The 26,390-nt window shown below is 65.2% G+C and carries 21 protein-coding genes; 12 read left to right on the top strand and 9 right to left on the bottom strand.

Features of this window, described 5'->3' with window-relative positions; all coding sequences use genetic code 11:
* Window positions 1-26: 26 nt before the first annotated feature.
* Window positions 27-1,202, bottom strand: a complete 1,176-nt coding sequence (gene hpnI / locus AB4Y42_RS13820) for a bacteriohopanetetrol glucosamine biosynthesis glycosyltransferase HpnI (protein WP_368694547.1) — start codon at window positions 1,200-1,202, stop codon at window positions 27-29.
* An 89-nt stretch (window positions 1,203-1,291) separates the two neighbouring features.
* Window positions 1,292-2,713, bottom strand: a complete 1,422-nt coding sequence (gene hpnJ, locus AB4Y42_RS13815) for a hopanoid biosynthesis associated radical SAM protein HpnJ (RefSeq protein ID WP_368694496.1) — start codon at window positions 2,711-2,713, stop codon at window positions 1,292-1,294.
* A gap of 711 nt (window positions 2,714-3,424) precedes the next feature.
* Between hpnJ and AB4Y42_RS13810 the strand changes: the two genes are divergently transcribed.
* Entirely contained in the window at window positions 3,425-4,615 is a 1,191-nt protein-coding gene (locus tag AB4Y42_RS13810; RefSeq protein WP_368690500.1) for a glycosyltransferase family 4 protein, read from the top strand.
* A 38-nt stretch (window positions 4,616-4,653) separates the two neighbouring features.
* On the opposite strand, the gene AB4Y42_RS13805 is transcribed toward AB4Y42_RS13810, so the two are convergent.
* Together AB4Y42_RS13805 and AB4Y42_RS13800 are read right to left on the bottom strand one after the other, a co-directional pair.
* Window positions 4,654-5,655 carry a GNAT family N-acetyltransferase gene (locus tag AB4Y42_RS13805; protein WP_368694495.1) on the bottom strand — a complete coding sequence of 334 codons (1,002 nt, stop codon included), beginning with the start codon at window positions 5,653-5,655 and terminating at the stop codon, window positions 4,654-4,656.
* A gap of 508 nt (window positions 5,656-6,163) precedes the next feature.
* A complete protein-coding gene (locus AB4Y42_RS13800) occupies window positions 6,164-7,027 on the bottom strand; it encodes an IclR family transcriptional regulator (RefSeq protein ID WP_368690502.1) in 864 nt (287 codons plus the stop codon).
* A gap of 321 nt (window positions 7,028-7,348) precedes the next feature.
* On the opposite strand from AB4Y42_RS13800, the gene AB4Y42_RS13795 reads away from it, so the two are divergent.
* The 9 genes from AB4Y42_RS13795 (at window position 7,349) to AB4Y42_RS13755 (ending at window position 17,375) form a co-directional block, all read left to right on the top strand.
* Entirely contained in the window at window positions 7,349-8,440 is a 1,092-nt protein-coding gene (locus AB4Y42_RS13795; protein WP_368694494.1) for an ABC transporter ATP-binding protein, read from the top strand.
* Complete coding sequence (locus AB4Y42_RS13790; protein WP_368690504.1) at window positions 8,433-9,338, top strand: ABC transporter permease; 906 nt, start codon at window positions 8,433-8,435, stop codon at window positions 9,336-9,338. The genes AB4Y42_RS13795 and AB4Y42_RS13790 overlap by 8 nt, the downstream gene beginning before the upstream one ends.
* Window positions 9,339-9,357: 19 nt before the next feature.
* Complete coding sequence (locus AB4Y42_RS13785; RefSeq protein ID WP_368694493.1) at window positions 9,358-10,152, top strand: ABC transporter permease; 795 nt, start codon at window positions 9,358-9,360, stop codon at window positions 10,150-10,152.
* A gap of 47 nt (window positions 10,153-10,199) precedes the next feature.
* Window positions 10,200-10,538, top strand: coding sequence for a (2Fe-2S)-binding protein (locus AB4Y42_RS13780; RefSeq protein WP_368690506.1), 339 nt, complete (start codon window positions 10,200-10,202; stop codon window positions 10,536-10,538).
* A complete protein-coding gene (locus tag AB4Y42_RS13775) occupies window positions 10,535-11,971 on the top strand; it encodes an FAD-dependent oxidoreductase (protein ID WP_368690507.1) in 1,437 nt (478 codons plus the stop codon). The genes AB4Y42_RS13780 and AB4Y42_RS13775 overlap by 4 nt, the downstream gene beginning before the upstream one ends.
* Complete coding sequence (locus AB4Y42_RS13770; protein ID WP_368694546.1) at window positions 11,964-13,100, top strand: NAD(P)/FAD-dependent oxidoreductase; 1,137 nt, start codon at window positions 11,964-11,966, stop codon at window positions 13,098-13,100. Before AB4Y42_RS13775 ends, AB4Y42_RS13770 begins: the two co-directional genes overlap by 8 nt.
* 12 nt (window positions 13,101-13,112) lie before the next feature.
* Window positions 13,113-14,159, top strand: a complete 1,047-nt coding sequence (locus AB4Y42_RS13765) for an ABC transporter substrate-binding protein (RefSeq protein ID WP_368694492.1) — start codon at window positions 13,113-13,115, stop codon at window positions 14,157-14,159.
* Between the two features lie 84 nt (window positions 14,160-14,243).
* Window positions 14,244-15,806 carry an SH3 domain-containing protein gene (locus AB4Y42_RS13760; protein WP_368694491.1) on the top strand — a complete coding sequence of 521 codons (1,563 nt, stop codon included), beginning with the start codon at window positions 14,244-14,246 and terminating at the stop codon, window positions 15,804-15,806.
* 495 nt (window positions 15,807-16,301) lie between these two features.
* On the top strand, window positions 16,302-17,375 hold the full coding sequence (locus tag AB4Y42_RS13755) for a porin (RefSeq protein WP_368694545.1): 1,074 nt from the start codon (window positions 16,302-16,304) through the stop codon (window positions 17,373-17,375).
* Window positions 17,376-17,456: 81 nt separating this feature from the next.
* Here the strand turns inward: AB4Y42_RS13755 and AB4Y42_RS13750 are convergent, their stop codons facing one another.
* The 5 genes from AB4Y42_RS13750 to AB4Y42_RS13730 form a co-directional block, all read right to left on the bottom strand.
* A complete protein-coding gene (locus AB4Y42_RS13750; RefSeq protein ID WP_368690510.1) occupies window positions 17,457-19,424 on the bottom strand; it encodes a beta-galactosidase in 1,968 nt (655 codons plus the stop codon).
* Between the two features lie 77 nt (window positions 19,425-19,501).
* The gene (locus AB4Y42_RS13745; protein WP_133187218.1) at window positions 19,502-20,353 is read right to left on the bottom strand and encodes a carbohydrate ABC transporter permease; all 852 of its coding nucleotides are present in this window, start codon (window positions 20,351-20,353) and stop codon (window positions 19,502-19,504) included.
* 23 nt (window positions 20,354-20,376) lie between these two features.
* Window positions 20,377-21,282 carry a carbohydrate ABC transporter permease gene (locus tag AB4Y42_RS13740; RefSeq protein WP_368690511.1) on the bottom strand — a complete coding sequence of 302 codons (906 nt, stop codon included), beginning with the start codon at window positions 21,280-21,282 and terminating at the stop codon, window positions 20,377-20,379.
* 67 nt (window positions 21,283-21,349) lie between these two features.
* Complete coding sequence (locus AB4Y42_RS13735) at window positions 21,350-22,615, bottom strand: ABC transporter substrate-binding protein (RefSeq protein WP_368694490.1); 1,266 nt, start codon at window positions 22,613-22,615, stop codon at window positions 21,350-21,352.
* 112 nt (window positions 22,616-22,727) lie between these two features.
* Window positions 22,728-23,864 (bottom strand): ABC transporter ATP-binding protein, encoded by a 1,137-nt coding sequence (locus AB4Y42_RS13730; RefSeq protein WP_368694489.1) that lies wholly within the window; start codon window positions 23,862-23,864, stop codon window positions 22,728-22,730.
* Window positions 23,865-24,070: 206 nt separating this feature from the next.
* Here AB4Y42_RS13730 and AB4Y42_RS13725 point away from each other — a divergent pair, with 206 nt between their 5' ends.
* Window positions 24,071-25,096 carry a LacI family DNA-binding transcriptional regulator gene (locus tag AB4Y42_RS13725; RefSeq protein ID WP_368690514.1) on the top strand — a complete coding sequence of 342 codons (1,026 nt, stop codon included), beginning with the start codon at window positions 24,071-24,073 and terminating at the stop codon, window positions 25,094-25,096.
* A 49-nt stretch (window positions 25,097-25,145) separates the two neighbouring features.
* Entirely contained in the window at window positions 25,146-26,390 is a 1,245-nt protein-coding gene (gene solA, locus AB4Y42_RS13720; RefSeq protein WP_368694488.1) for an N-methyl-L-tryptophan oxidase, read from the top strand.

The following is a 26,390-nucleotide window of genomic DNA, read 5'->3' as shown; positions in this document are numbered from 1 at the left end:
TTGTGCCCCCCAATCTACTGTGACGCTCAGGTCTCGTGGACTGGCGAAAGCATGCCATTCCTGTCGACGCGAAAGCGCGTGCCGCGCCAAACGACGCCAGACGAACAAAAGCTCGCGACATAGATCGCGAACTGGACCATTTCCCAAAGCGGTAAGCATAGCAGTCCGCTGGACTTGTCGCCGGTCGCGCGATCGGTCCGCCAGATCAGCCACGCGCGCGCGCACAGCGCCACGGCGGCCAGGATCCACGCGGGCGCCGCGCCGCCGGACAAGGCCACGGCAAGCATGGCGAGCGCGAACGGATGCATCAGCACAGCGCCCAGATGTCCCGAGCGGTCCGCCGCGCGAACGGTGCGGCTCCAGCGCAACTCGTGCGCAAAGAGCTTGGCGAACGTATTCTCCACGCACGCGTGCCGCACGAGAATGGGCGGAATGGAAACTTCCGCGCCGGCGCGGCGCACGGCTTCCCCAATCGCGTGGTCTTCGGCGAGGTGATGCGCGAACTGCGCCAGACCGCCAATGCGGTCGAGCATTTCACGCGTCATGGCGATGGACTGGCCAAAGCACGGCCGCGCGCGCCCGATGGCGAGCCCCGTGACGACGCCGGGCAGGAAATGATAGTTCGTCAAGGCCGACGCGACGCGCGGCCAGAATCCCGGCGCGCACAGGCCCCGGTAAACCGCGCTCACGAGGCCGACGCCCGGTTGCTGCAGCGCCCCGACCACCTGGCGCAGATAGTTCTGGTCGACGAGCACGTCGCTATCGGCAAAGCACAGCACATCGTGCTCGGCCTTTTCGAGCATGTTCACGAGATTCGCGATCTTGCGGTTGGGACCGTACAGGCGCGCATCGGCGACGACCGTGATGTGTGCATCGGGATAACGCGCGCGTAGACGCTCGATGGCGTTGAGCGCCTCATCACGCGCATCGTGAACGCCGAACAGATACTGGACTTGTCCAGGATAGTCCTGCTCGAAAAAGCTCGCGAGGTGCTCCTCGAGGTGCCATTCGTCGCCGTGCAGCGGCTTGGCAAGCGTGATGGCCGGAAAGTGCTGCGGCGTCGCCACCTCGCGTGCGAAGAAACGGCCGACCAGCGCGCTCGCCGTGCAGGTATAGATAATGCCGACCACGGCGCAAACGCCGCTCAGGACCGCGAGCGAATCGAAGAGCAGGTGCGAGAAGCCCGGCAATTCAGCACGCATGACTTCGATTGCCGCAGAAGCGACCGCAAGCACCGTCACGGCCATCGCAACGATGGCGCCCGTTCGCCCCGTCGCATGCGCGCGGTCCATCATGCCTCGTGTGCGCGCAGGAAGCGGAAGAACTCCACGCCTTCGCGCAGACGCCGCTTCATCATGTCCCAGCTCGTGAGCATCTCGCGCACGATCTCCCAGATCTTCGACGGACGGAAATAGAACTGGCGATAGAACTGCTCCAGGTGGTGATAGATCTCGTCACGCGACAGATGCGCATAGCCGATCGCCGCCAGCTGCACGCCTTCCTTGCTCACCAGGTTGATGGTCTTGTTCTCTTCCATCCAGCCGTTTTCCACGGCCTGCTTGTAGAGCGTCGTGCCCGGATAGGGCGCAGCCAGCGACACCTGAATCGTATGCGGATTGATTTCCTTCGCGTACTCGATCGTCTTCCTGATCGTGTCCTGCGTCTCGCCCGGCAGCCCCAGAATGAAGGTGCCGTGCACCTTGATGCCGAGCTTCTTGCAGTCGGCGCTGAAGCGGCGCGCGAAATCCGTGCGCACGCCCTTCTTGATGTTCACGAGAATCTGGTCGTCGCCCGACTCGAAGCCCACGAGCAGGAGGCGCAGGCCGTTTTCCTTCATGACCTTCAGCGTCTTGTACGGCACGTTCGCCTTCGCGTTGCACGACCACGTCATGCCGAGCTTGCCGAGACCCATGGCGATCGCTTCGGCGCGCGGCAGGTCGTCGGTGAAGGTGTCGTCGTCGAACATCAGCTCCTTGACTTCCGGCATGTTCTCGCGGATCCACTTCGCTTCCTCGAGCACGTTCTCGACCGAACGCGTGCGGTAGACGTGGCCGCTCACGGTCTGCGGCCACAGGCAGAACGTGCAGCGCGACTTGCAGCCCCGGCCCGTGTAGATCGACACGTACGGGTAGTTCAGGTAGCCGATGAAGTAATTCTCGATCTTCAGGTCGCGCTTGTAGATCGGCGCGACGAACGGCAGCGAGTCCATGTCTTCCAGCACCGGACGGCCCGGGTTGTGCTCGATCGAGCCGTCCTTCGCGCGCCACGAAATGCCCTTGACCTCGGCGAGCGGCATGCCTTCGGCGATTTCCTTGCAGGTGAAGTCGAATTCTTCGCGGCAGACGAAATCGATCGCCTCGCTTGCCGTGAGCGAATTGTGCGGATCGACCTGCACCTTCGCGCCCACCAGCCCGATGACGATCGACGGCTTGCGCTTCTTGAGGTCTTCGCAGAAGAGCGCGTCGGTCGGGAACGACGGCGTGCTCGTGTGGATGATGACGAGGTCGTATGCGGCTGCAATCTTCAGCGTCTCTTCGACGGAGAGGCTGTCGGCCGGCGCGTCGAGCACGCGGCTGTCGGGCACGAGGGCCGCGGGCTGCGCGAGCCAGGTGGGATACCAGAACGAGCGGATCTCGCGCTTTGCCTGGTAGCGCGAGCCCGCGCCACCGTCGAAGCCGTCATACGACGGGGCCTGCAGAAACAGCGTTTTCATATTCCTCGATTGTCCGCGCAGTATGGTGAAACCCGGTTAGCGATCGCGTGCGCCTATCGGCTTGCACGGCCGGCGTCCCGCGCCGTGCAATTCCCTCGAAATGCATTACGAAAATCATACGATCAGCATTCCGGCTCGCATGTTTGTTGTCGAATTGAAGGACTTGGCGCCACGGGTGAACCCTAAGATATTAAGCCGAAAATCTGATGCTGACCTTAAGCGCTTTCCCTTCTTCCGATGTATTGAAACATGCCAAACCTCCAGTGTGACGCATTGATATGACAGTTTTCATCGCACCGCGCCAATTGATGTCCATTGTGATGACAATCAGTTACGAACCACGCATAACCCGCCCTCTGGCACCTGGAAATCGCGTCAATCGAACCAGGCCACGCAAGTCGTGTGCCATTCCGTGTGTGCGCCTTGCGTATTCCTCGGGAGAATTGACCGGCAAGGTTTCATCTGCTTTGCATCGCCTCCGCCATATCGGACAAGTTTTCGCTGATCACCGACATTGCGTAAAAACGCCTCGCAATCGGGTTACGATGCAGCAAACGGCGCGACTGCGAGTCCCCGCCGCGATTGTGCGAGCGGTTTGGCGCAGCCAACGCTGCCCGGCAGGTCAGGACGACTGTCCGGGATTTCATGCAGGCCAGGCACCCGTGGTGCGCTGCCTGCTCAACCAAGCGCCACCGTGAGCCGTCATTGTCCATGCGTATACTGTTCGTCATCGGCAACCTGGGCGACTATCACGTCCCTCGCTACGAGGCTCTCGTCAGCGCAGCCTCCAGTCGCGGCCACCAGGTGGCGCTGCTCGAGGTCTTCGCGCGCTCGGGCGTCTATGGCTTCCCGCAGGAACGCCGCGCGGCATTCTTCGCGAACCGCCCGCGTATGGCGGAAACGCTGGTCGAGAACGGCGCCGACAGCGACGGCCTCGGCGCGCTCGACACCGCACGCCTGATTGCGAAGGTGCGCAACTTCGAGCCCGACGTGGTCATCACGCTCGGCTACAACACCGGCTATTCGGCCGTGCTCTGTTTCCTCAGACATCTCACGCGGCGCTTCAAGCTCATCTACATGTCGGACTCGAAGGCCGACGACGGACTGCGCCAGCGCACCAAGGAGCGCCTCAAGCGTTTCATCGTGAGCCGCTTCGACGGCGCGCTCGTCGCGGGCGAGAAGCATCGCCGCTACGCGCAATCGCTTGGCATCCCGAAGGAACGATCCCGCATCGGTTTCGACGTGATCGACGTCGACTATTTTTCGGATCTCGCGCAGGCCGCGAGCGTCAACCCGGAGGCCGTGCGATCCCGCTTTGGCCTGCCGCAGCGCTATGTGCTGTGCGTGAGCCGCTTCGTCGCGCGCAAGAACGTCGACGTGCTGATCGACGCCTACCGCAAATCCGGGGTGTACAACGAAAATATCGGCCTCGTGCTGGTGGGTCAGGGTCCGCTCGAAGCGCAATTGCGCGCGCGCATCGATTCGCTCGGCCTCACGCCGCACGTGACGATACTCAGCTCACTCGCCAACCAGGAAATGCCGAATCTCTATGCGCTCGCGGAATTCGTCGTACTCGCGAGCGAATTCGACCAATGGGGCCTGTGCGTGAACGAAGCGTTCGCGGCCGGGTGCCCTGCCATCGTCACGCGCACCTGCGGCGTGGCTGGCGAAGTGGTGATCGACGGCGTGAACGGTTTCGTGGTCGAACCGCGCGACGTCTCGACGCTCGCGCAGCGTATCGGCGAACTGGGCGGCGAGCCTGAGTTGCGCGAACGCTTCGCCGTCGGCGCGCAAAGCACGATCCAGCGCTGGACCCCCTTGCTCTTCGCCTCGAGCGCGCTGGAACTTGCCGAGGTCACGACCCGCCGCGCAAGCGATCCCGCGCGGCACGAACTCGTGTAGCAGCGCGCCATATCGTTCGCTACACGACGCCCCGCCGCTCAGAGATTGGGGGCGAACACGCGCCCGGGCGCAATTTTCCGTTTAAGCGTACGCATCAGCAAATAAACCGTGCCGTGGCGCTCGACGCCCAGCCGCTGCGTGAGCGTCGCGCCGAATCCATTGAGGAAGCTGAATGTCGACGGGCTCGAAAAGCCGTCGAAGTCGAAAGTGAGCTTGCGCTCCAGCGCGCGGCCAATGCCGGTCCACAGCAGCAGGCTGATCGAGCCGCTGTGCGCGTCCTGCGCGCGCGACGACAGCAGGTAATACATGGCCTGATGGTCCCAGACGAGGCCGACCGCCGCCACGAGCTTCCCGCCTTGCCCGTAGGCGCCGAGCAGCATCCCCGCCTTGCGCTCGACGAACGCGTTGACGAGGTCGCGCATGACCGCATCCCCGTACGCGTTGGTACGCGAACGCGCCGCGAGATTCGCTTCGTAGAACGCGATGAACTCGGCGGGCGCGATGTCCGGCACGACGGTCAATTCACGGGAGGCGCTGCGGATCACGTTGCGCGTCTTGCTGTTCAGGCGCTTCCATGCTTCGTCGGCCGTCGTGTTCCGGTCGATGCGGAACGTATAGCGCGCCGTCACGGTAAAGCCGTGCAGCGCGAACGCCAGGGCGTCGTCGATGCGCGGGTCGAGCACCTGAAAAAAGCTGTCGCACTCGGGCAACTGCTCGATCAGCTTGCCGGTGACGTCGAGTTCATGATGCAGTTGGCGGGCCTCGCTGCCCGTCACGGACTTGATGACCGGCCCGAGCGTGCGCGTGAGCGGCGGCAGGTGCGAGACACGCCACAGTCGCGTGCGCTGCATCGCGTACGGCATCTCGCCGATGACCTCGTCGTCCTGCTTCACCACCGCAAGCTTCCAGTCGCCTTGCGTGGCGATGTCGAGCCACCAGCGCTCATGAAAGATCGAAGGCGCCGCGCGTACCGGCACCGGCGTAGCAGTCGCAGCCGGTGCCTCGAGAACGGGCAACGTCCGGTCGTTTATGGTCGTCATCGATCACCGGTATATTCTGACTGCAAGCGCCGCGGGATCACACATGCGCTCCACCTCCCCCAGCACCTACGCTCCTCAATGACTTCTCGTCGACGTGGCAGCGGCGTGTACTCAATATGACAGTTCACGCGGAGGGGTTTTGCCCCTCCCGGGTCTTGCAGGACTACACGCAAGACGGCGCTTCGGGCGTTTCTGTTTTCGTTTCCGGAGTCACCGGCTCGCGCTGCGATGGATTGCAAAGCTCCATGGCGGCGAACTGCCATTTCGTACACCGCCTTCAGTCTACGAATAGCCACCTGACCGTTTACGCCAAAACCAAGACGCATGCGAACAGGTTATCCCCTGGTCAATTTTCGTCCGATCATACTGCTCGATTTCGCAATGCAGCAATGCAGCAATGCGCGCGCCTGCTGAACGTCTGCACGCCAATCATCCAATGAGAACGATTCGCGATCAGAAGATTTAGTTAGGAATGCATTCGACTGAATCGATCCTCGCCCGTCGTCGCTCAAGCCAATGGTTGCGTCGTCATCGCTCGCGTGAGCCCATGCATGGGACGGCGCACCGCCACATCGAACGGGTTCGTTTGCGGCCCGATGATTTCGGCCTGCCGCTTGAGCAATTCGACGATCGTCGGCAACCGGTCTTCCGTGAGACGAGCAGCCAGCGTGCCCACGCTCAATGCGCCGACGGCGCAGCCGGTCTGGTCGAGAATCGGCACGGCCACGCCCGCCATGCCCTCGAGCACCCCGGTGTTGCGCCCCGCGTAGCCGAGCTTGCGCACGCGCTCGATCTCCGTGCGCAAGTACACCTCGTCCAGCACGCCGTAGCTGCGCAAGCGCGGCACGTTGAAACGAATGATTTCTTCGCGCTCGGCCTCGGGCTGGAAAGCGAGAATGGCAAGACTGCCCTGGCCCACGCCCAGCGCTACGCGCCCGCCGATATCGCCCGTGAACGAGCGGATCGGAAACGGACCTTCGCACATGTCGAGGCACACCGCGTCGAAGCTGCTCTTCACGAGCAGGAAGATGGTGTCGCCAAGGCTTGCGCACAGGCGCAGCAACGCGGGCCGGCATAGCGTGCGCATGCCGCTGGGATTGCCTGCCTGCGCTGCGAGCGCAAAAAAATCCACGCTCAGCCGATAGCGCCTCGTGCCTTCGTCCTGCTCGACCACGCCTTCGGCGATCAGCCCCTGCAGCAGCCGATGCACGGTAGCCTGGGTCAGGCCCACGGCCTTCGCGAGCGCGGTCACGCGGCTGCCTTCCGCCTGGCTCGCCCCCAGTGCGCGGATCACCGCGAAGGCGCGCTGCAACACGCCCGCGCCGCGCGCGTCGTCGGCCGGCGTTCCACTTTTCTCGTTCATTGACCTCATATCGACCTCGATCTATTCCATACAGCGGAATCTCCGCCGAAGCTCGTACGAATTGGCGCACTACCCGAAAGGTGGGACCGCCAAACGGCGCTGCGCTTGCGGCTAGATCGTTCAGGGATTTCCCGAAGTTCATCCGGTGAAACGATCAACAGACCAACTCGCACGCGCATTCCATCAAACGGAATATAAGTCAGATTCCTATCGCTTAATGGAATTTTAAATTGACGACCAAAAATTTGGCTAGCTACAGTCGGTTCAACGCCCTGCATCGCGATCCGCTCAGCGGGTGCCGGCGCAACCCAAGCACTGGAAGGCCACACCATGTCGTTCCTCACCCTGACCGATGTATCGAAATCGTTCGGCGACCTGCAGGCGGTCGCCGGCGTCAATTTGTCGGTGGAAAGAGGCGAGTTCGTCTCACTGCTCGGCCCCTCGGGCTGCGGAAAAACCACGACGCTGCAGATGATCGCCGGCTTCGTGGAAACCACGCGCGGGCGCATCACGCTCGACGGGCGCGACATCACGCACATGCCGCCGAACAGGCGCGGCCTCGGCATCGTGTTCCAGAGCTATGCGCTCTTTCCGCACATGAGCGTGGAGCAGAACGTGAGCTTCGGCCTCGAAATGCGCGGCGTGGACAAGACCGAGCGTCGGGATCGCATTCGCGAGGCGCTCGCGCTCGTGCGCCTCGACGCCTACGCGCAGCGCTTTCCGCGCGAGCTGTCGGGCGGCCAGCGCCAGCGCGTGGCGATCGCGCGCGCCATCGTGATCGCGCCGCCCGTTCTGCTGCTCGACGAGCCGATGTCCAACCTCGACGCCAAGCTGCGCGAAGACATGCAGTTCGAGCTGCGCGCCATTCAGCGCAAGATCGGCACGACCACGCTGATGGTCACGCACGACCAGTCGGAAGCGCTCTCGATCAGCGACCGCGTGGTCGTGATGGAAAGCGGCCGCATCACTCAGGTCGATACGCCTTATCGCGCGTATGAGCGGCCCGAGAACGACTTCGTCTCGCAGTTCATCGGCAAGGCCAACATGCTCGCGGGCCGCATCGTCGCGCGCGAGGGCGACACGATTCGCGTGGATCTCGGCAACGACCTCGCGGAAACGGGCTCGACGGCGCAACTCCCCGAACGCGGCCGCGCGGTGGGGGTGGGCGACGCGATCACGCTGTGCATCCGCCCCGAAAAGCTCAAGCTGTGCGCAACCGGTTCGGGACGTCTCGCCGGACGCGTGACGAGCCGCTTCTTCCTCGGCAGCCAGTGGCTCTATCGACTCGACAGCCGCGCGGGCGAAATGCTCGTGTGCTGCCAGAACGAGGGCAAGGAGCCGCTAGCTGAGGGCGACCAGGTGGGCATTGACTGGCATAGCGACGCGATCCGCTTCATCCACCAGGAGGGCGCCCGTGTCTAGTACGCTGCGCACTTCTCAGCCTGCCCCGCGCGCCACGGTGCGCGCCGGCTGGCAGGCTTACGTGCCGCTCTGGCTCATGAGCGCGCCCGCGCTGCTGCTGTTCGCCGCGCTCGTGCTCGTGCCGCTCGCCATGACCTTCGTGCTCACGTTCTACCGCTTCGATCCGATGAGCGGCCCCATCGCCGCGTTCGATCTGCACAACTACGTAGAAGTGCTCGGCTCGTCGTACTTTCACACGATCTTCCTGCGTACCTTCGGCATTGCCGCACTCACCACGCTGCTGTGCGTCGTGATCGGCACGCCCGAGGCGTACATCCTCTCGCGCATGCGCGACCCGTGGCGCTCGCTCTTCCTGCTCGTGATCCTCGCGCCGCTGCTGGTTTCCGTGGTGGTGCGTGCGTTCGGCTGGAGCATGCTGCTCAACATGAACGGTCTGGTGAACCAGTTCTTCGGCCTGTTCGGCGCGGGGCCCTTCAAGCTCGAATACACGACCTTCGCCATCGTCATCGCGCTCGTGCATGTGATGCTGCCGTTCATGGTGATTCCGGTGTGGACCGCGCTGCAAAGGCTCGATCCGCAAACCGAAAACGCGGCGCTGTCGCTGATGGCCTCGCCGGTCACCACCCTGCGCCGTATCGTGCTGCCGCAGCTCATGCCCGGCATTCTCTCGGGCAGTCTCATGGTGTTCGGCCTGTCGGCGAGCGCCTTTGCGATTCCGGGCCTGCTGGGCGGCCGGCGCCTGAAGGTGGCGGCCACCGCCGTGTACGACCAGTTCCTCAGCTCGATGAACTGGCCGCTCGGCGCGACCATCGCCGTGCTGCTGCTCGTCGCCAATCTCGTGGTGATGCTCACCTACTACCGCGTGCTCGAACGGCGCTACGCGCGCAGCATGGGCTAAGGCCCCAGGACACAACATCATGCGCAAAAACGGACCGCTCGCCCTCACGTTCCATAGCTTCGTCATCCTGTTCGTGCTGGCGCCGCTCGTCATCGTCATCCTCGTGGCCTTCACGCCCGACGAAACCTTGACGCTCCCCACGCACGGCCTCTCGCTGCGCTGGTTCCGCGCGATCCTCGACTACCCCGACTTCATCACCGCGTTCTTCAACAGCCTCAAGCTCGCGTTCGCCTCGGCCACGCTCTCGCTCGTGATCGCGTTGCCCGCGGGCCTCGCGATCGGCCGCGCGCGCTTTCCGGGCCGCGGCTTTCTCAACGCGCTGCTGCTTTCGCCGCTCGTGATTCCGGGGCTCGTGCTGGGCATCGCGCTGCTGCGCTTTTTCGCGCTGATCGGCGCGACCGGCTCGTTCGCGTGGCTGATCCTCGCGCACATGATCATCATCACGCCGTTCGTCATGCGGCTCGTGCTCGCCTCCGTGAGCGGCCTCGACCGCAGCATCGAGCATGCGGCCGCGTCGCTCGGCGCGAACGCGTGGACCACCTTCCGCCGCGTCACGCTGCCGATGATCGTGCCCGGCATCACGGGCGGCTGGCTGCTCGCCTTCATCAACAGCTTCGATGAATTGACGATGTCGATCTTCGTGACCTCGCCGCAAACCGTCACGCTGCCCGTTCGCATGTACATGTACGCGACCGAGTCGATCGACCCGAAGATGGCTTCCGTTTCCGCGCTCGTCATTTTCATCACCGCGGGCGCGATGTTCCTGCTCGACCGCGTGTACGGGCTCAACCGCATTCTGATCGGGCAGCACTGAACGCCGCCCGCCTCTTTCGATTCCAGCTGCCGCGCCACCGACCTTCCATGAGCACCGTCACGCTGCTTTCTCTTGCCCAGTTCGTCCGCGTTGCCGAAACCGCGCGCGCGAGCGTTTCCTTCGTGTTGGACGGCGTCGAAGTCAAGGCGCTCGCGGGGGATACGCTGCTCACCGCGATCCTCACGCATCAGCGGCACGTGCGCCGCAGCGAGTTCAGCACGGAACCGCGCGCGGGCTTCTGCCTGATCGGCGCCTGCCAGGACTGCTGGGTGCGCAGCGAAGACGGCACGCGCCTGCGCGCCTGCTCCACGCCGCTGCGCGAAGGCATGCGTGTGCTGACGCGCACCGCTTCGGAGACCGAATCTTATGACGGAGGTGCGCGATGAGCGCGGCCAGGCCTGATCGCATCGTCATCGTCGGCGCGGGCCCGGCCGGCATTCGCGCCGCGCAAACGCTCGTGGCCGCGGGATTGCGCCCCACCGTGATCGACGAAAACGCGCGCTGGGGCGGCCAGATCTATCGTCAGCCCGCCGACGGTGCGGGCTTCTCGCGCACGAAAATCGCGCTCTACGGCTTCGAGGCGAAGAAGGCCGATGCGGTCCATCGCGCCATGGCCGAACTGCTCCCGAAGATCGACTACCGGCCCGACACGCTGGCCTGGTCGTGCGAGCCGGGCCGGCTCGACACCTTGCGCGAGGGCCGCGAAGCGAGCGTGCCGTGGTCGCATCTGATCATCGCGAGCGGCGCCACCGACCGCATCGTGCCGCTGCCCGGCTGGACGCTGCCAGGCGCCTATACACTCGGCGGCGCGCAGGTCGCCCTGAAGGCGCAGGGCTGCGCAATCGGTCAGCGCACCGTGTTCGCCGGCACCGGGCCGCTGCTCTACCTCGTCGCTTATCAGTATGCGAAAGCCGGGGCGCACGTGGCCGCCGTGCTCGACACGAGCCCGTTCGCGCGCCAGGCCGCCGCCGCGCCGAAGCTGCTCAATCAGCCGGGAACCTTCGCCAAGGGCGTCTATTACGTTGCGTGGCTCAGGGCGCATGGCGTGCGCATGGAGCATGGCGTCTCGCTCGAAGCCATCGAAGGCGGTGCGGCCGTGCAATACGTCCGCTGGCGTGCGGCCGACGGCAAGGAGCACGCCATCGCCTGCGACGCGGTCGGCCTCGGCCACGGCTTGCGGCCCGAAACCCAGCTCGCCGATCTCGCGGGCTGCCGCTTCGCCTTCGACGCCCTCAACCGCTGCTGGCTGCCCGAGCGCGATGCGGCGGGCCGCAGTTCCGTGCCGGGCGTCTATCTGGCCGGCGACGGCGCGGGTATCGCAGGCGCCGATGCTGCCGAACTCGCGGGCCGCCGCGCCGCACTCGCGGTGCTCGAAGACATCGACATCGAAGCGCCAACGCACGATGCCGATTTGCCCGATGCGGCAACGATCGAGAAGCGCCTCGAACGCATTACGCGCTTTCGCGTGGGCATCGAGCAGGCGTTCGCCCCGCCGGCCAACTGCGCCGCCAGCTGGCCCGACGATCTGACCGTCTGTCGCTGCGAGGAAGTCGACGCGGGCACGCTGCGTAGTTGCATCCGCAACGGTTTCGCCACCGAGGTCAACCGCCTGAAGGCGCTCACGCGCATCGGCATGGGGCGCTGCCAGGGGCGCATGTGCGGCGAATCGGCCATGGCGCTGCTGAGCGCGGAGACCGGCAAGCCGCTGCACGAGGTGGGCCGCTTGCGCAGCCAGGCGCCCATCAAGCCGATTCCCATTTCACCAATGCTGTTCGACGACGGCGTGCAGGTCATCGAAGAGGAAGCCCATGATGAGTGACACGCGCCACTTCCAGGTTGTGATTGCGGGCGGCGGGCTCGTCGGCGCATCGGCGGCGCTCGCGCTCGCGCGCAAGGGCGTGAGCGTCGGTTTGTTCGAGCGGCGCTTTTGCGGCGCGCAGGCGAGCGGCGTGAACTACGGTGGCGTGCGCACCCACGGCCGCAGCGCCGAGCAACTGCCGCTTGCGGTGCGCGCCCGGCGCGTGTGGAGCCGCTTGCCCGAGCTGATCGGCAGCGACGGTGAATTCGTCGTCTCCGGGCACTTGCGCCTCGCGCGCCGCGACAGCGATCTCGAGGCGCTCCACGCATGGTCCGCCATGGCGCGCGATTTCGGCGTCGAGTCGCTGGTCATGAGCGGCGAAGCGTTTCGGCGCCGCTACCCGTGGCTCGGCAAGGCCGCCATTGGCGGGGCGTTCTGCGCGAGCGACGGCCAGGCGAATCCGCGTCTCGTCTCGCCCGGCTTCGCGGCGGCGGCGCGGCGCGCGAGCGCGCACGTGCAGGAGCAGACCGCACTCGGCGACCTGAGCTTCGACGGCCGGCGCTTCCAGATGCGCGCGGGCAACGAGCGCATCAGCGCCGACTGGCTGATCAACTCGTCGGGCGCCTGGGCCAATACGGTGGCGGGCGCGTTCGGCGAAACCGTGCCGATGAAGCCGATCTACCCGAACATGTGGGTGACCGAGCCGCTGCCGCGCTTTATCCAGCACAACCTGGGCGTGTACGGCGGCGGCGTCTACGCGCGCCAGGTGGAGCGCGGCAACTGCGTGATCGGCGGCGGACGCGGCCACGGCGACGGCGAATACGCGCAGCCATCCACTGCCACCACGCGAGCCGTCATGCGCGACGCCTGCGCGCTGGTGCCCGGCCTGCGCGACGCGCTGCTGATCCGCACGTGGAGCGGCGTGGAAGGTGAAACGCCGGACAGCAACCCGATTATCGGTTTCAGCAACACCACGCCGCGCCTCCTGCATGCTTTCGGCTTTTCCGGCGGCGGCTTCCTGCTGGCGCCGGGCGTGGGCGAAGTCCTTGCCGAACTCGTTACGGAAGGCACGACGAGCACACCCATCGAAGCGTTCGCAATCGGGCGCTTCGCGCAGTCTTCCGTTCAAGCCGCTCTCCCAATCAAATAAGGAGTCCCCTCGATGAAACTCACACGCACCCTGGCCTCGCTAGCCGCACTCGTTGCCTTGGGCATCTCGCAAGGCGCCTGGTCGCAAACGAAGACGATCTACATCGGCATGAACGGCGGCCCGATGGAGAAGGCCTACACGAGCCAGGTCCTGCCCGACTTCGAGAAGGCCAACAACGTGAAGGTGGTGGTCGTGCCGGGCACCTCCTCCGACGTGCTCGCGAAGCTCCTCGCCAACCGCAACAGCCCGCAGATGCATGTCGCCTTTCTCGACGACGGCGTGATGGCGCGCGCCGTGAGCATGGGCGTGTGCGAGAAGCTCGACGATTCGCCGGTGCTCAAGGAACTGTATCCGTTCGCACGCATGAAAGGCGACGTGGGCGCGGGCGTGCAGCTCGGCATGACCGGCATCGGCTACAACACGAAGGTGTTCGCGGACAAAGGCTGGGCGCCGCCCACTTCGTGGCTCGATTTCGCCAATCCGAAATACAAGGGCAAGGTGGTATTCCAGTCGGCTTCGAGCAGCACCTTCGGGCTGCACGGCTTTCTCGCCATCAACCGCCTGATGGGCGGCAGCGAGAGCAACGTCGAACCGGTCTTCACGAAGTGGGCGAGCACCGTGGGCCCGAACGTCGTCGAATATATTCCGAACTCGGCCAAGCTCTCGGAGATGATCCAGACCGGCGAAGCCGGCATCTTCCCGCTCACGCCCACCGCAGTGGGCGACCTGAAGGACAAGGGCCTGCCCGTGGCCTACGCCAACCCGAAGGAAGGCGCGGTGCTGCTGCTCGTGGACCTGTGCGTGGTGAAGAACAATCCCGACCCGCAACTCGCGCAAAAGCTCGCGCAGTTCCTGCTTTCAGCGCCTGCGCAAAGCAAGGCGGCCGCCGCCGGCAAGCAGATTCCGACCAACCAGAACACCACCATGCCGGCCGACATGCAAAAGAGCCTGGGCAATCTCGACCAGCTCGTGAAGAAGGTGACGGTGGTGGACTGGGATGTGATCAACGAGCACCGCGCGCAGTGGGATTCGCGCTGGAACCGGCAGATCGAGCAGTGATCGTTTGATTTTCGGGCATCGGCGAGGGCGGCGGGCGCGGCGCGTCCTGTATCATCCACGGGTTGTCGAACCGCCCGCTCGCCCATGCGCTCCGCCCTCGATTCTTCGTTTCGCCTTTCCGCTTTTGCCCGGGCGCCGCGCGCCCGCTTCTTCGCCCTGGCGCTAGCCGCCGCGTGCGTGCTGCCGGGATGCGCAACCGGCCCGGCCTCGCAGAGTCAGGCCGCGCAGGCACTCCCGCCCGATACGGTCACACTTTTCCCGATCGAGCACTACGACCAGAACGTCGATCACTGGATCGATCCGGCCAGCGCCGCTTACGACAAGCCCTTCCTTTCGCCCGACGTCCAGCGCGCGCAATTCGATGCGCTCGTCGCGCGCTATTTCGGTGCAGGTCCGAACGATCCCTCGCCGTGGAATCGCGCGTTTGTCGAGCAGCGCGTGTATCGCGACGGCGGCAGCGACATCGCCGCGCTGCAGACGCGCCGCCTCGCGTACTTCGACAACACCGGCAAGGCGCCGAACCGCGTTGGCTACGGCATGAATTTCCGGCCGCACACGAAGGCGTGGATCGACGCCATCGAGCGCAACGCCAACGTCAACCAGTTCGAGCAGGCCAGCGGCTTCGACGCCACGCGTCGCGCCATCGCCACGACGGCGCTGTACGTGCGCGAACTGCCCACCATCGACCCGTCGTTCTATTCACATCGCATAGCAGGCGAAGGCTATCCGTTCGACAACCTGCAGGTGAGCGCCGTGCGGCCGGGCACGCCGCTCTACGTGCTCGGCACGAGCACCGACGGCGCCTGGCGCTACGTGCAGACGCCGGACGTGCAGGGCTGGGTGCGCAGCGACGGCGTGGCGAGCGTCGATGAAAGCTTCGTGTCGACGTGGCGCGCGGCGGCGCACCAGTCGCTCGGCGTCGTGGTCGTGGCGTCCGCCGCGCTGCGCGACGACGCGGGCGTGTTCCGCTTCGATGCGCCCACCGGCACGCTGCTGCCGCTGCGGCCTGCTTCCGGCGCGAGGCCGGGCGAAGTGCTCGTGCCCGCCCGCGACGTAGACGGCCGCGCGGCGATCCGCACGGCGGCGCTCGATGGCAACGCGATCGCGCCCGCGCCGCTCGCGGCCACGCTGCGCCATCTCGCGCAGTTGATGAAGGCGCTGATCGGGCGCCCCTACGGCTGGGGCAACACGAACTTCGACAACGACTGCTCGGCCGAACTGCAGAGCATTTTCGCGGCATTCGGCGTGTGGCTGCCGCGCCATTCGTCCACGCAGATGAACGCCGGGGCGATGACCGATCTTTCGGCGTCCACGCCCGCGCAGCGCCTTGACTGGCTCGTGCAGCACGGGGCGCCGATGCGCACGCTGATCTATATAGGCGGTCACGTGATGCTCTACCTGGGTAACACGGAGCGCGACGGCAAGACGGTGCCGCTCGTCTATCAGGACGTGTGGGGCCTGCGCCCCGCCGACAACAGCCGCCGCGCCGTGATTGGCGGCTCGGTCATTTTCCCGTTGCTGCTCGCCTACCCCGAAGACCCGGGCCTCGAATCGCTCGCAGGCACGCCGGTATTCCAGGTCAGCATTCTCGGCGCGCCCGCGGGGAGCACGCCGCCGGCGCAGGACGAGGAGAATCCGGCGGGGTGAGTCAGACGCCCGTGTGTCGATTCATGCACCGGGTGCAACAAATTGATGCGCAAATGTGATCGTTTCTCCCAGGGTGACAGATTCCGCACGGTCGTACAAAAATAACCCCCATCGAACGTAGCATTCCGTCAACGTTGCACACCTCTCGTCAGGGGAGAAGCGATCGGTGAACGCGCATTCAATCCGGCTCATGCCTAGCCGCAAGCCCACGATGACCACGCGCTCGTCCACGCTGCTTCTGCGCACGCGAGAGGACCCCGGCCGCCGCGCCAGACCGCAGGTCTCCGCACAGTCCTGCGCGTAGTACTTCGAGCAGCACTCCCAGCAATCCGTTTCGTGTGGTTCTGCGAGGAACCCCGGCCCCCTTTTGCCCGAAGCTTTCTCCCCGGCTTTGCCTGGAGCATGGCCTGAAGCGTGCGCAACACCCTGTCACATCAATCTCAATCCATAAATAACACTAAGGATGACGAAATGTTACAACGCGACAACCTCGGCATGAAATGGCTGGTCCGCTGCCTTGCGGCGGCCGGTTTGATGGGCACAGTAGGTGTCGCAAGCGCACAGAGCAGCGTCACCCTGTATGGCATCGTCGACGGCTCGATTCTTTACACGAGCCATACGCTGAACACGCAGACGGGCCAGAACGCCGGTCATCAGTTCTCCTTCACGGACAGCGGCATGTCCGGCTCGAACTTCGGCATGCGCGGCGCCGAGGACCTGGGCGGCGGGATGCGGGCGGTATTCGCGCTCGAAAGCGGCATTAGCGTCGCGAACGGCCAGTTCGGCAATTCCAACGGCAACTTCTTCGGGCGTCAGGCGTGGATCGGCATGGAAAGCCCCTACGGTACGGTCAAGGCTGGTCTGCAGTACTCACCGTTCTTCCTGTCGCTCTACCAGACGGACCCGCGCGGCATGGCGTATTTCGGCAGCGGTCTCGTGAGCTACGTGAACAACGTCTACGTGACCGGCCTCTTCAACAGCAACGCGATTACGTATACGTCTCCGGAAATCGCCGGCATTCAGGCGATGGGCATGTTCGCCATGGGCGGCGCAGCGGGCAACTTCCAGGCGGGACGCCAGTATTCGGCGAGCCTGCGCTACCACATCGCAGGCTTCACGATCACGGGCGCGCTGTATAGCGGCAACGCCGGAGGCAGCGCGGCCACCACGCCGGTGCCGAGCACCATCGAGTTCGTGGGCCGCACGATCGGCGCGAGCTATCGCTTCCCGAACTCGCTCACGGTCTACGCTTCGTATGCGCTTTACAAGGTTGCGCAGTCGTTCGACAACAGCGTCTACTCCGGCGGACTCAGCTATATGATCACGCCCTACCTCGACGTCGACGCGGGCGTCTGGTACACCCGCGACGGCAACGACGGCACCAACCACTCGCTGCTGGCGTCGAGCGGCGTGCAGTTCTTCCTCTCCAAGCGCACGACGCTCTATGGCCAGGTCGGCTATGTGAACAATCACGGACGCATGGACACGGGCTTGTCGATCAACAACGCGCTCTTTGAAGTCTCCGGCTCGACCGTCGGCGCGAGCATCGGCATCCGGCATCTGTTCTGATGCGCGCAAGTGTTCCGCGGCGCGCGCGTGAAGTGACGCGACGCGACGCGACGCGGAACACGCGCTCGGGCTAGCTGCGACTCAGCGAGTTTCGCGCCACGCGCACACGTCACCTCGCGCAAGCTCGCGCGCGCCCAGCACGAACTGCGCCCCGTCGGGGGCCGGCGCCTGAACACGTTGCTCGCCAAAGTTGAAGGCGAAGCACAATCCGCCGCGTCGGCTCACGCGCAAGCCTTCGGGCAAGCGCTGCGTTGCGAGGCCCGCGCCGCGCGCGGCTTCTTCGAGCATGGCGAGGTGCAGTTCGCGCGCAAACCACGCTGCGGCGTAACGCACGCGGCCATGCGAGAGCAACGCTGGCCAGCCGTCTTCGAATTGCGCCTGAATACGCGTGGCGCCGTTGGCGCGCACGTGATCGCGCCAATGCAATGCTTCGCCCTGCTCGCCGGCTAGCGTGACCGCAGGCGCGAGCGTGGGCCGCAGCGATTCCGCCTCGAGCACCTGCAACGGCAGCACGCGTTGCAACGCGCCGGGCGGCAGGTCGCCGGGAATGGCGAAGTGCGCGGTCTTCGAGCCGCTGCGCGGCCCGAACACCCAGAGCCCGTCGCTGCGCTCGATCTGGTCGACGAAGGCGTCGTCGATCACGGCCAGCGACGGCACCACCACGAGCCGGTAAGCCGAAAGATCCGCATGGCGCGAAACGATCTCGACATCGAGGCCCAGTTCGCGCAGCGCGCTGTAGTAGTCGAACGCGAGCGTCTGATAGTCGAAGCTCGCGCCGTGGCGCTGGATCTCGAACATCCACTGCGTTTCGTAGTCGAACACCAGCGCCACCTGCGCGCGTCCCGCCGGCGCGAGCGTGCGCAACACGTCGCTCGCCGCGATCTCGCGCGCGGCCTGCTCGACCTCGCGGCCACCGGGAGACAGCTCGTTATTCGGCAGATTGAGGCCCGAATGCATCTGCTCCTGCGCATACGGGCACTGCCGCCAGCGGAAGTACGACACGAGTTCCGCGCCGTGCGCGAACGCTTCGTAGGCCCACAGCCGCACCATGCCCGGCGCGGGCACCGGGTTCCATGGCGCCCAGTTCACCGGCCCCGCCTGCTGCTCCATCACCCAGAAACGTCCGCCACCGATCGTGCGGTAACGGTCGTGATCGAACGACGAGACGTCCGGGTGCGCGGTGCGTGCGTAGCGCGCCTTTTGCGCTTCCGGCAAGCCGATCACTTCGGTGCGTGCGATCGGATAGCTGTCCCACGTCGCCACGTCGATGGCCTCGTCCGCTGCGAACCGGTAGTGGTCGAAGGTCGTGAAGAAGCCCATGAAGTTGTGCAGCACGTCGGCGTTCGGCGCGTGGCGGCGCAGCACGTCCGCCTGCTCGCGGTGAAAGCTCGCGACTTCATCCGACATGTAGCGGCGAAAGTCCAGATGATGTGCCGGATTGGCGTCGGTCGGCGTGCGCACGGGCAGCCCCACTGCTTCGAACGACGGGTACTCCATGCTCCAGAACACGTTGCCCCATGCCTCGTTGAGCGCCTCGATCGTGGAGTAGCGCTTCGCGAGCCACGTCTGGAAGCGGCGCTGCGCAGCACTCGACCAGCTCGGCACGGTGTCGTGGCAGCCCAGTTCGTTGTCGGTCTGCCATGCGACCACGGCCGGATGCGCGCCATAGCGCTGCGCCATCGCCTCCGTAATGCGCACGCAATGGGCGCGATAAGCCTCGCTCGCAATGTCGTAGTGGCGGCGCGAGCCGTAGTTCCAGGGCGTGCCGTCGGCGCGCACGGGGAGCATGTCGGGCGTCGCGTCGACGAGCCACTTCGGCGGCGAGGCCGTGGGCGTGCCGAGCACCATCTTCAGGCCCCGAGCCGCGAGCGTTTCGATCGCGTCGTCGAGCCATGCCCATTCATACACGCCGGCGCGCGGCTCCATGCGGCTCCAGGCGAATTCGCCAATACGCACGTGGGTAATGCCGAGTTCGGCCATGCGGCGCGCGTCGTCGGCCCACATCGTTTGCGGCCATTGTTCGGGGTAGTAGCAGACACCGATTTGCATGAGTGACAATCCGCCTCGGAATAACGTCAGTAATACGAATGAGATGAAAAAGGGCCTTCGGCTGCGGCCGGGCTCGATCAGCCCTTGCTCGCGCCGAAGGTAAGCCCCGCGACAAAGTGTTTCTGCATGGCGAAGAACATCAGCACCGAAGGCAGCGCCGCTAGCACCGAACCCGCCGCCACGAGATTCCACGCCGTGGTCCACTGCCCCTTGAGCGCGGCCACGCCCACCGTGATCGGCGCGGCGTCGTCGCCCTGGGTGAGACACAGCGCCCAGAAGTAGTCGTTCCATACGAACGTGAAGACGAGAATGCCGAGCGCGGCGAGCGCCGGCCGCACGAGCGGCATGACGATGCGCCAGTAAATGGCCCATTCGCTCGCGCCTTCCACGCGCGCGGCCTCGATCAACTCGAACGGCAGCTGCTTGATGAAATTGCGCAGGAACAGCGTGCAGAATCCGGTCTGGAACGACACGTGAAAGATGATGAGCGCCCACACGGTGTTGTAGAGTCCCACGCGCAGCGCCATGTCGCGCACCGGGATCATGAGAATCTGGATCGGCACGAAGTTCCCGGCGACGAAGGCGAACAGCACCGCCGTGTTGCCGCGAAACCGATACGTGGAGAGCGCGAAGCCCGCCATCGAAGCCAGCGCGATAGCGCCGATCACCGAAGGCACCGTGATCAGCACGCTGTTCGCGAAGTAATGGAGCATGGGCGTTTGCGTGAGCGCCGCGCCGTAGTTTTCCAGCAGCGCGAAGTGCTTCGGCCAGCCCCAGTAGTCGCCCTGCTGCAATTCCTCGGTAGAGCGTATCGACGTGACGAGCACGGCGAGCATGGGCAGCAGCCAGATGACGAGCGCAATGGGCAACGAGATCTTGTAGAGCGCGCGATTCGCGGGTTTCCAGCGATCGACGGGAAGCGGATACATGGGCAGCGACTCCGACGGGAAATTCAGCGTTCTTCGCGCAGCATGCGGCGCAAATGGAACACGATATAAACGAGCATGATGGCGAACAGCACGACGGCAATCGCCGCCGAATAGCCTTCGCGGTAATACTTGATCGCCTGGTCGTACATGAAGTACGCGAGCACGGTGGAGCTATCGAACGGGCCGCCGCCGCTCATCACGGCGATCAGGTCGAAGCTGCGCAGCGCGCCGATCACCGTGAGCACGATAGCCATGAACGTGGCCGGGCGCAGCTGCGGGAGCACCACGTGCCAGAAGAGCCGCCAGCCCTTCGCGCCTTCCATGCGCGCGGCTTCCACGATCTCGGGGTTGATGCCCGTGAGGCCCGTGAGATACAGGATCATGCAGAACGGCGTTTGCGGCCAGAGCGCGGCGAAGATGATGCCGAACGTCACGAGCTTCGGGTCGCCCAGCACGGGGATGCCGTGCCCGACGATCATCTTCAGTAGACCGAAGGTCGGATCGTAGAACCACGAAAACACGAGACCGACCACTACGCCTGAGATCACGAACGGCGCGAAGAACAGCGACTTCACCGCGCGAATGCCGCGCACGTGCTGGTTCAGATAAAGCGCGAACACGAGACCGAGCGGCGGCGCGAGCAGGAAGAACACGAGCCACAGCAGATTGTTCTTGAGCGCGGTATAGAACGTGTCGGTCTGGAACAGTTCGACGTAATTGGCGAGGCCGACGAATGTCTTCGCGGTCATGCCGTCCCAGTTATAGAAGCTGAGCGTGATGCTGCTGATGATCGGGTAGACCACGCACAGCGTGAAGAGCGCGCAGCCCGGCAGCAGGAAAAACAGCGCGGCACGATTCTGCTGCCGCCGCACAGTAGAGACGCGACGTGGCCGCGCCGCCCCGATGGGGCGCGCCAAGGTATCGGACATGGTGAAGTCTCGCCGGTGATCGAAGAAGGTGCGGCCGGCGGCGCAATGCGCCGGCCGCACCGCGGCTTTACTTGTGGTAGATGCGCTGGCGCGTCGTTTCGAGGCGCGCGAGCAGCGTATCGAGCTGAGACGGGTCGCTGTAGAACTGCTGCATGGCCTTCATGCCTTCGTCGGCCATTTCCTTCTGCATGTCGCGGTCGTAGAACTGCGCAATACCGCCGCGCGTGCTCGCGAGCGTCTGGAAGCCCACCTTGGAGATGGGATCGTCAGGCTCGGCGGCCTTGTTGTTCGAAGGCAGCTGGCCCCAGCCATGCGCGAGTTCGGCGTTGATCGCGGGCGTTTCCATGAAGGCAAGCAACCGGCGCGCGTCGGGTTTGTTCTTCGCCTTCGCCGGAATGAGCAGCACGTTCACGGGACCGTCTTCGGCCGTCGGCACGTTGGCGTCGATGATCGGGAAGCGGAAGAAGCCCACGTCCTGCTTCATGTTCGCCGGGAAGCTGGCCGAGAAGAACGTGCCCATCAGCATCATCGCCGCCTTGCCGTTCACGAGCACCGGCGCGATCGAATCCACGTCGTAGGACAGCGCGTTTTCCATGAAGCAATGGTTGTCCATCAGCGTCTTCCACGTCGTGTAGACCTTCTTCACGCGCGGATCGGTATAGGGAATCTGACCGGCCATCAGCTTCTGGTGGAACTCGTTGCCGTTGATGCGCAGGTCCAGATAGTCGAACCAGGCAGCGAGCGTCCAGCTGTCGCGCGCGGCCACGGCAATGGGCTGCACGCCGATGGCGTTGAGCTTCTTGCAGCTTTCGAGCAACTCGTCGAAGGTCTTCGGCTCGGACTTGATGCCGGCCTTGGCGAACAGGTCCTTGCGATAGAAGAAGCCATAGGCGTCATAGCCCAGCGGCGCGGCGTACTGCTTGCCGTTCCAGGTGGACGCACTCTTCACCGACGCGTACTGCTCGTTCCAGCCGTTTTTGGCCCAGTCCGGGGAGAGGTCTTCCAGCAGGCCGCGCTCGGCGTAATAGGCCATGCGCTCGCCATCGTGCCACGACACCACATCGGGCGGATCGGTCGCGAGCCAGCCGCCCATCTGCACCTTGTAGGCCTCCTCGGTGATATAGGAGACCTTGAGGTCGACGTCGGGATTGGCTTTCTTGAACTGGTCGAAGGCGTCTTGCCATGTCGAGCGCTGGTTGGCGCGCGCCGAGACGTTGACGGTCAGCGTCCCGGCGTCGGCGGCCATGCTCGTGAGTGCCGTCGCCGCCACGATCGCAACGGCGGCCGAGGCGCGGGCCAGCGAACCGAACGTTTTCAAGCGGTTGGAAAACATCTGTTGTCTCCTGTGTCGATCCATCCAACATGCTGTTGGACTGCCTTTGTCGACTGACGGCACTCGCGCCGCCAGACCTGGTGACCCGCTCTACCGGCGGGGTATAACGAAATCAGGCCAGTGCCGGCGCGTGCGCTGCCGCGAGCCGGCGCAACGCCGCGCCTTCCGCGTCGAACAGATGGCACGCCTGCGGCGGCACATGCACGCGGATGCGTTCGCCCACGCCAATGAGCGAATCTCCCGGCGCCTTCGCCACGAGCGTACCCGCCGCATGATCCGCATGCAGATAACTATGTTCGCCCAGGCGCTCGGCCAGCACCGTTGCGCACGCAATCGATTGATCGTCGCCAGTCAGCCGCAGATGTTCGGGCCGCACGCCCAGCGTGACCGGTTGGCCACGTTGCAAGGCGCGGCCGTCCACGCAGGCGAGCAGCGTCTGCCCGCCTTCGAGCGTGACGCGCACGCCCTCTTCATCGACCGAGTCGACACTCGCATCGATGAAGTTCATGCGCGGCGAGCCGATGAACCCGGCCACGAAGCGCGACTTCGGATGGTGATAGAGATCGAGCGGCGCGCCGCTTTGCGCCACGCTGCCGTGGCGCTCCATGTCGGCGCCCGCGTGCAGCAGCACGATGCGGTCGGCGAGCGTCATCGCCTCGACCTGGTCGTGCGTGACATACACGACGCTCGCATCCGTGAAGCGCTGGTGCAGGCGCGCGATCTCGATGCGCGTATGGCTGCGCAGCGCGGCGTCGAGATTGGAAAGCGGCTCGTCGAACAGGAACACGCCCGGTTCGCGCACGATGGCGCGGCCGATGGCGACGCGCTGCCGCTGCCCGCCCGACAACGCCTTGGGATGCCGGTCGAGCAGCGCCTCCAGTTGCAGGCTGCACGCCGCCTCGCGCACGCGCCGCTCGATCTCGGCTTTCGGCACCTTGGCGATCTTCAGGCCGAACGCGATGTTGTCGAACACCGTCATGTGCGGAAAGAGCGCGTAGCTCTGGAACACCATCGCCACGCCGCGTTCGGCGGCGGGCACGTCCGTCACCACGCGCGACCCGATGCGCAGTTCGCCTTCACTCAATTCCTCGAGACCCGCGATCATGCGCAGCAGCGTGGACTTGCCGCAGCCGGAAGGCCCGAGGAACACGCAAAACTCGTGAAGCCCGATGTCGAGATCGACCCGCCGCACCACCGGCGGATGATCGCCGTAGCGCTTGCCGACGCCCGAGAGCTGTATCGTCGCCATGTTCTCGCCTCGAAATTTAAGCGCTTAAATTTTTACGCAGAAAACGTCCCGTAGCCCTTGCGCAGCGGGCATTTAACCGCTTAAATTCGAATCCGGCATAATCGCGCATTCGTTGTCTCCGTTGATGTTGTGGGAGAAAAGTAGCAAACCCGGCCGCAGCATTGCAACATCTGAATCATCTTCCCTGAATGTGGGAAAGGTCCGACATGGTCACCTTGTCAGAAGTCGCGCGGCGCGCACGCGTCACGGCGGCTACCGTTTCGAACGTGCTGCGCAATCGCGAGAAGGTTCGCCCCGAGACGGCCGAGCGCGTGCTGCAGGCCATCGCCGAGCTGGGCTACCGGCCCAACCTCAATGCGCGCGCGCTGGCGCAGGGGCGCTCGTCCACGCTCGCGCTCATGCTCTCGAACATCTCCAACCCGTTCTATCCCGAGTTCGTGCTCGCGGCCGAGCGCGCCGCGCGCAAGGCGGGCCACTTCCTGATGGTCTGCAACACCGACGACGACGCGCAAATCGGCCGCGCCTACCTGAACCAGATCGCGGGCACCTTCGCGGACGGCGTGCTCGTGATGAACACCGACATCGCCATGAACGAACTGTGCATCTCGGCCATGCACAACGGCCCCATTCTGCTGGCGATGTGGGAGCACCCCGAGAATCCGCCCGTGCTGCCGTGCGTGGCCGTGGACTTCGCGCGCGCGGGCGCGCTCGCGGCGCACCATCTGCTTGAATTGGGACACCGAAATATCGCCATGCTGATCGGCGACGGCTGCGGCGGCCTGCAGGATGCGCGTTCGGAAGGATTCCGAATGGCCTTGCGCGAAGGCGGCGTAGATCCCACGGACGTGGCGCAGATGCAGGTGCGCGACTCGATCGACTCCGGCTACGCGGCCTGCCAGCAATTGCTCGCGCAACACCCGCGCGTGAGCGCGATCTTCGCGACCAACGACCTGCTCGCGATCGGCGCGATTCAGGCGCTGGTCAGCATGGGCCGCGCCGTGCCCGACGACGTGTCGGTGATCGGCATCACCGACATTCAGCTCGCCCATCAGATGCGCCCCGCCCTCACCACGGTCGCGATCCAGACCGAGGCCGTGGCCGAGCTGTCGATCCGCAGCCTGATCCGGCTGATCGACGAACCGGACCGGCAGCCGCCCATGGTGCTCGGGCCGCCGCCGGAGCTCGTCACGCGCATGTCCACGGGGCCGCGCAAGCGGCGCGCGCGGGCCTGACCCTGCGCGCTCCCCGCCTCGCTCGACAGGTGCGGGCGAAGCGCCGACAATGAATGCCCTTTACGGCGCGCCCGTCCCGCTCTGCGGGGCCGCGGCCCACACACGTTCGCGCGCCGCGGCGCGCACGGGGCACTACATGCAGGACACAAACGCAAGCAATCGACATTTCGACACGCTCATCGTCGGTGCAGGTTCGATGGGCATGGCGGCCGGCTATTATCTGAGCCGCCTCGGCAACAAGGTACTGCTGCTCGACGCCGGCGATCCGCCTCACGATCAGGGTGCGCATCACGGCGCGACGCGCCTCATTCGCCACGCCTATGGCGAAGGCGCTGCCTATGTGCCGCTCGTCTTGCGTGCCCAGCAGCTTTGGGAGGACCTCGAGCAGCAAACGCAGACCACCCTCTTCGTGCGCACGGGCGTCGTCAATATCGGCTCGCCCGACGACGTGTTCATGCGCGAAGTGCAGGCGAGCGCCGCCAGCCACGGCATCCCGCTCGAAACGCTCGACGCCGCCACGGCCGGCAAACGCTGGCCCGCGTGGCGGTTGCGGCCCGAGCAGATCGCGAACTTCGAACCGGGCGCGGGGGTGCTCTATTGCGAACGCGCGATCAGCGCCTACCGCCAGCTCGCGACCGCGCTCGGCGCCACGCTGGGCACGAATACGCGCGTCACGCGCATCGAGTGTCACGGGCGGGAAAGCGTCAACGTCTGGACCGACCGGAACGAAAAGTTCACCGCGCGCGACCTGATCGTGTGCGCCGGCAAATCGACGCGCGATCTGCTCGCGCCGCTGGGCGTCGAGGTGCCAGTCACGCGCGTGCGCAAGGGGTTCGCGTGGTTCGAGGGCGAGCCCGGCCTCTTTGCGCCGGAGCGCTTCCCGGGCTTTTTCGTCGCCTCGGAAGTGGGCGGCTATTACGGGTTTCCCGATCTCGACGGCAGCGGCCTGAAGCTGGGCCGTCACGACACCGGTGTGCCCGTCGCGGCGGACGCACCGCTCGCGCCATTCGGCGCCGAGCCGAGCGATTTCGGCGATCTGCAAGCCTTCCTGGAACGCTACTTACCGGGCGCGGGCAAGCTGCGCGCAGGCCGCGCATGCGAATACGACATGACGCCGGACGAGCATTTCATCATCGACCGCGTGCCCACCTGCCCGAACGTGCACGTCGCGACCGGCTTTTCCGGGCATGGGTTCAAGTTCGCCAGCGCGATCGGCGAGGCGCTCGCCGAGCGCATCACGCAAGGCGAAAGCCGCATCGACCTCGCCATGTTCGCGCGCAAGCGCTTCGCGTAG

Source organism: Paraburkholderia sp. EG286B, assembly GCF_040965655.1.
GTDB lineage: Bacteria > Pseudomonadota > Gammaproteobacteria > Burkholderiales > Burkholderiaceae > Paraburkholderia.
The sequence above is the reverse complement of the archived record's forward strand: the minus strand, read 5'-3'. Positions and strand labels throughout refer to the sequence as shown.

What these genes read in the sequence shown, in the direction of transcription:
- hpnI (WP_368694547.1), bottom strand. Translation starts at nt 1,202, where the DNA reads ATGCGTGCTGAATTGCCGGGCTTCTCGCACCTGCTCTTCGATTCGCTC.
- hpnJ (WP_368694496.1), bottom strand. Translation starts at nt 2,713, where the DNA reads ATGAAAACGCTGTTTCTGCAGGCCCCGTCGTATGACGGCTTCGACGGT.
- AB4Y42_RS13810 (WP_368690500.1), top strand. Translation starts at nt 3,425, where the DNA reads ATGCGTATACTGTTCGTCATCGGCAACCTGGGCGACTATCACGTCCCT.
- AB4Y42_RS13805 (WP_368694495.1), bottom strand. Translation starts at nt 5,655, where the DNA reads ATGACGACCATAAACGACCGGACGTTGCCCGTTCTCGAGGCACCGGCT.
- AB4Y42_RS13800 (WP_368690502.1), bottom strand. Translation starts at nt 7,027, where the DNA reads ATGAGGTCAATGAACGAGAAAAGTGGAACGCCGGCCGACGACGCGCGC.
- AB4Y42_RS13795 (WP_368694494.1), top strand. Translation starts at nt 7,349, where the DNA reads ATGTCGTTCCTCACCCTGACCGATGTATCGAAATCGTTCGGCGACCTG.
- AB4Y42_RS13785 (WP_368694493.1), top strand. Translation starts at nt 9,358, where the DNA reads ATGCGCAAAAACGGACCGCTCGCCCTCACGTTCCATAGCTTCGTCATC.
- AB4Y42_RS13780 (WP_368690506.1), top strand. Translation starts at nt 10,200, where the DNA reads ATGAGCACCGTCACGCTGCTTTCTCTTGCCCAGTTCGTCCGCGTTGCC.
- AB4Y42_RS13775 (WP_368690507.1), top strand. Translation starts at nt 10,535, where the DNA reads ATGAGCGCGGCCAGGCCTGATCGCATCGTCATCGTCGGCGCGGGCCCG.
- AB4Y42_RS13770 (WP_368694546.1), top strand. Translation starts at nt 11,964, where the DNA reads ATGAGTGACACGCGCCACTTCCAGGTTGTGATTGCGGGCGGCGGGCTC.
- AB4Y42_RS13765 (WP_368694492.1), top strand. Translation starts at nt 13,113, where the DNA reads ATGAAACTCACACGCACCCTGGCCTCGCTAGCCGCACTCGTTGCCTTG.
- AB4Y42_RS13760 (WP_368694491.1), top strand. Translation starts at nt 14,244, where the DNA reads ATGCGCTCCGCCCTCGATTCTTCGTTTCGCCTTTCCGCTTTTGCCCGG.
- AB4Y42_RS13755 (WP_368694545.1), top strand. Translation starts at nt 16,302, where the DNA reads ATGAAATGGCTGGTCCGCTGCCTTGCGGCGGCCGGTTTGATGGGCACA.
- AB4Y42_RS13750 (WP_368690510.1), bottom strand. Translation starts at nt 19,424, where the DNA reads ATGCAAATCGGTGTCTGCTACTACCCCGAACAATGGCCGCAAACGATG.
- AB4Y42_RS13745 (WP_133187218.1), bottom strand. Translation starts at nt 20,353, where the DNA reads ATGTATCCGCTTCCCGTCGATCGCTGGAAACCCGCGAATCGCGCGCTC.
- AB4Y42_RS13740 (WP_368690511.1), bottom strand. Translation starts at nt 21,282, where the DNA reads ATGTCCGATACCTTGGCGCGCCCCATCGGGGCGGCGCGGCCACGTCGC.
- AB4Y42_RS13735 (WP_368694490.1), bottom strand. Translation starts at nt 22,615, where the DNA reads ATGTTTTCCAACCGCTTGAAAACGTTCGGTTCGCTGGCCCGCGCCTCG.
- AB4Y42_RS13730 (WP_368694489.1), bottom strand. Translation starts at nt 23,864, where the DNA reads ATGGCGACGATACAGCTCTCGGGCGTCGGCAAGCGCTACGGCGATCAT.
- AB4Y42_RS13725 (WP_368690514.1), top strand. Translation starts at nt 24,071, where the DNA reads ATGGTCACCTTGTCAGAAGTCGCGCGGCGCGCACGCGTCACGGCGGCT.
- solA (WP_368694488.1), top strand. Translation starts at nt 25,146, where the DNA reads ATGAATGCCCTTTACGGCGCGCCCGTCCCGCTCTGCGGGGCCGCGGCC.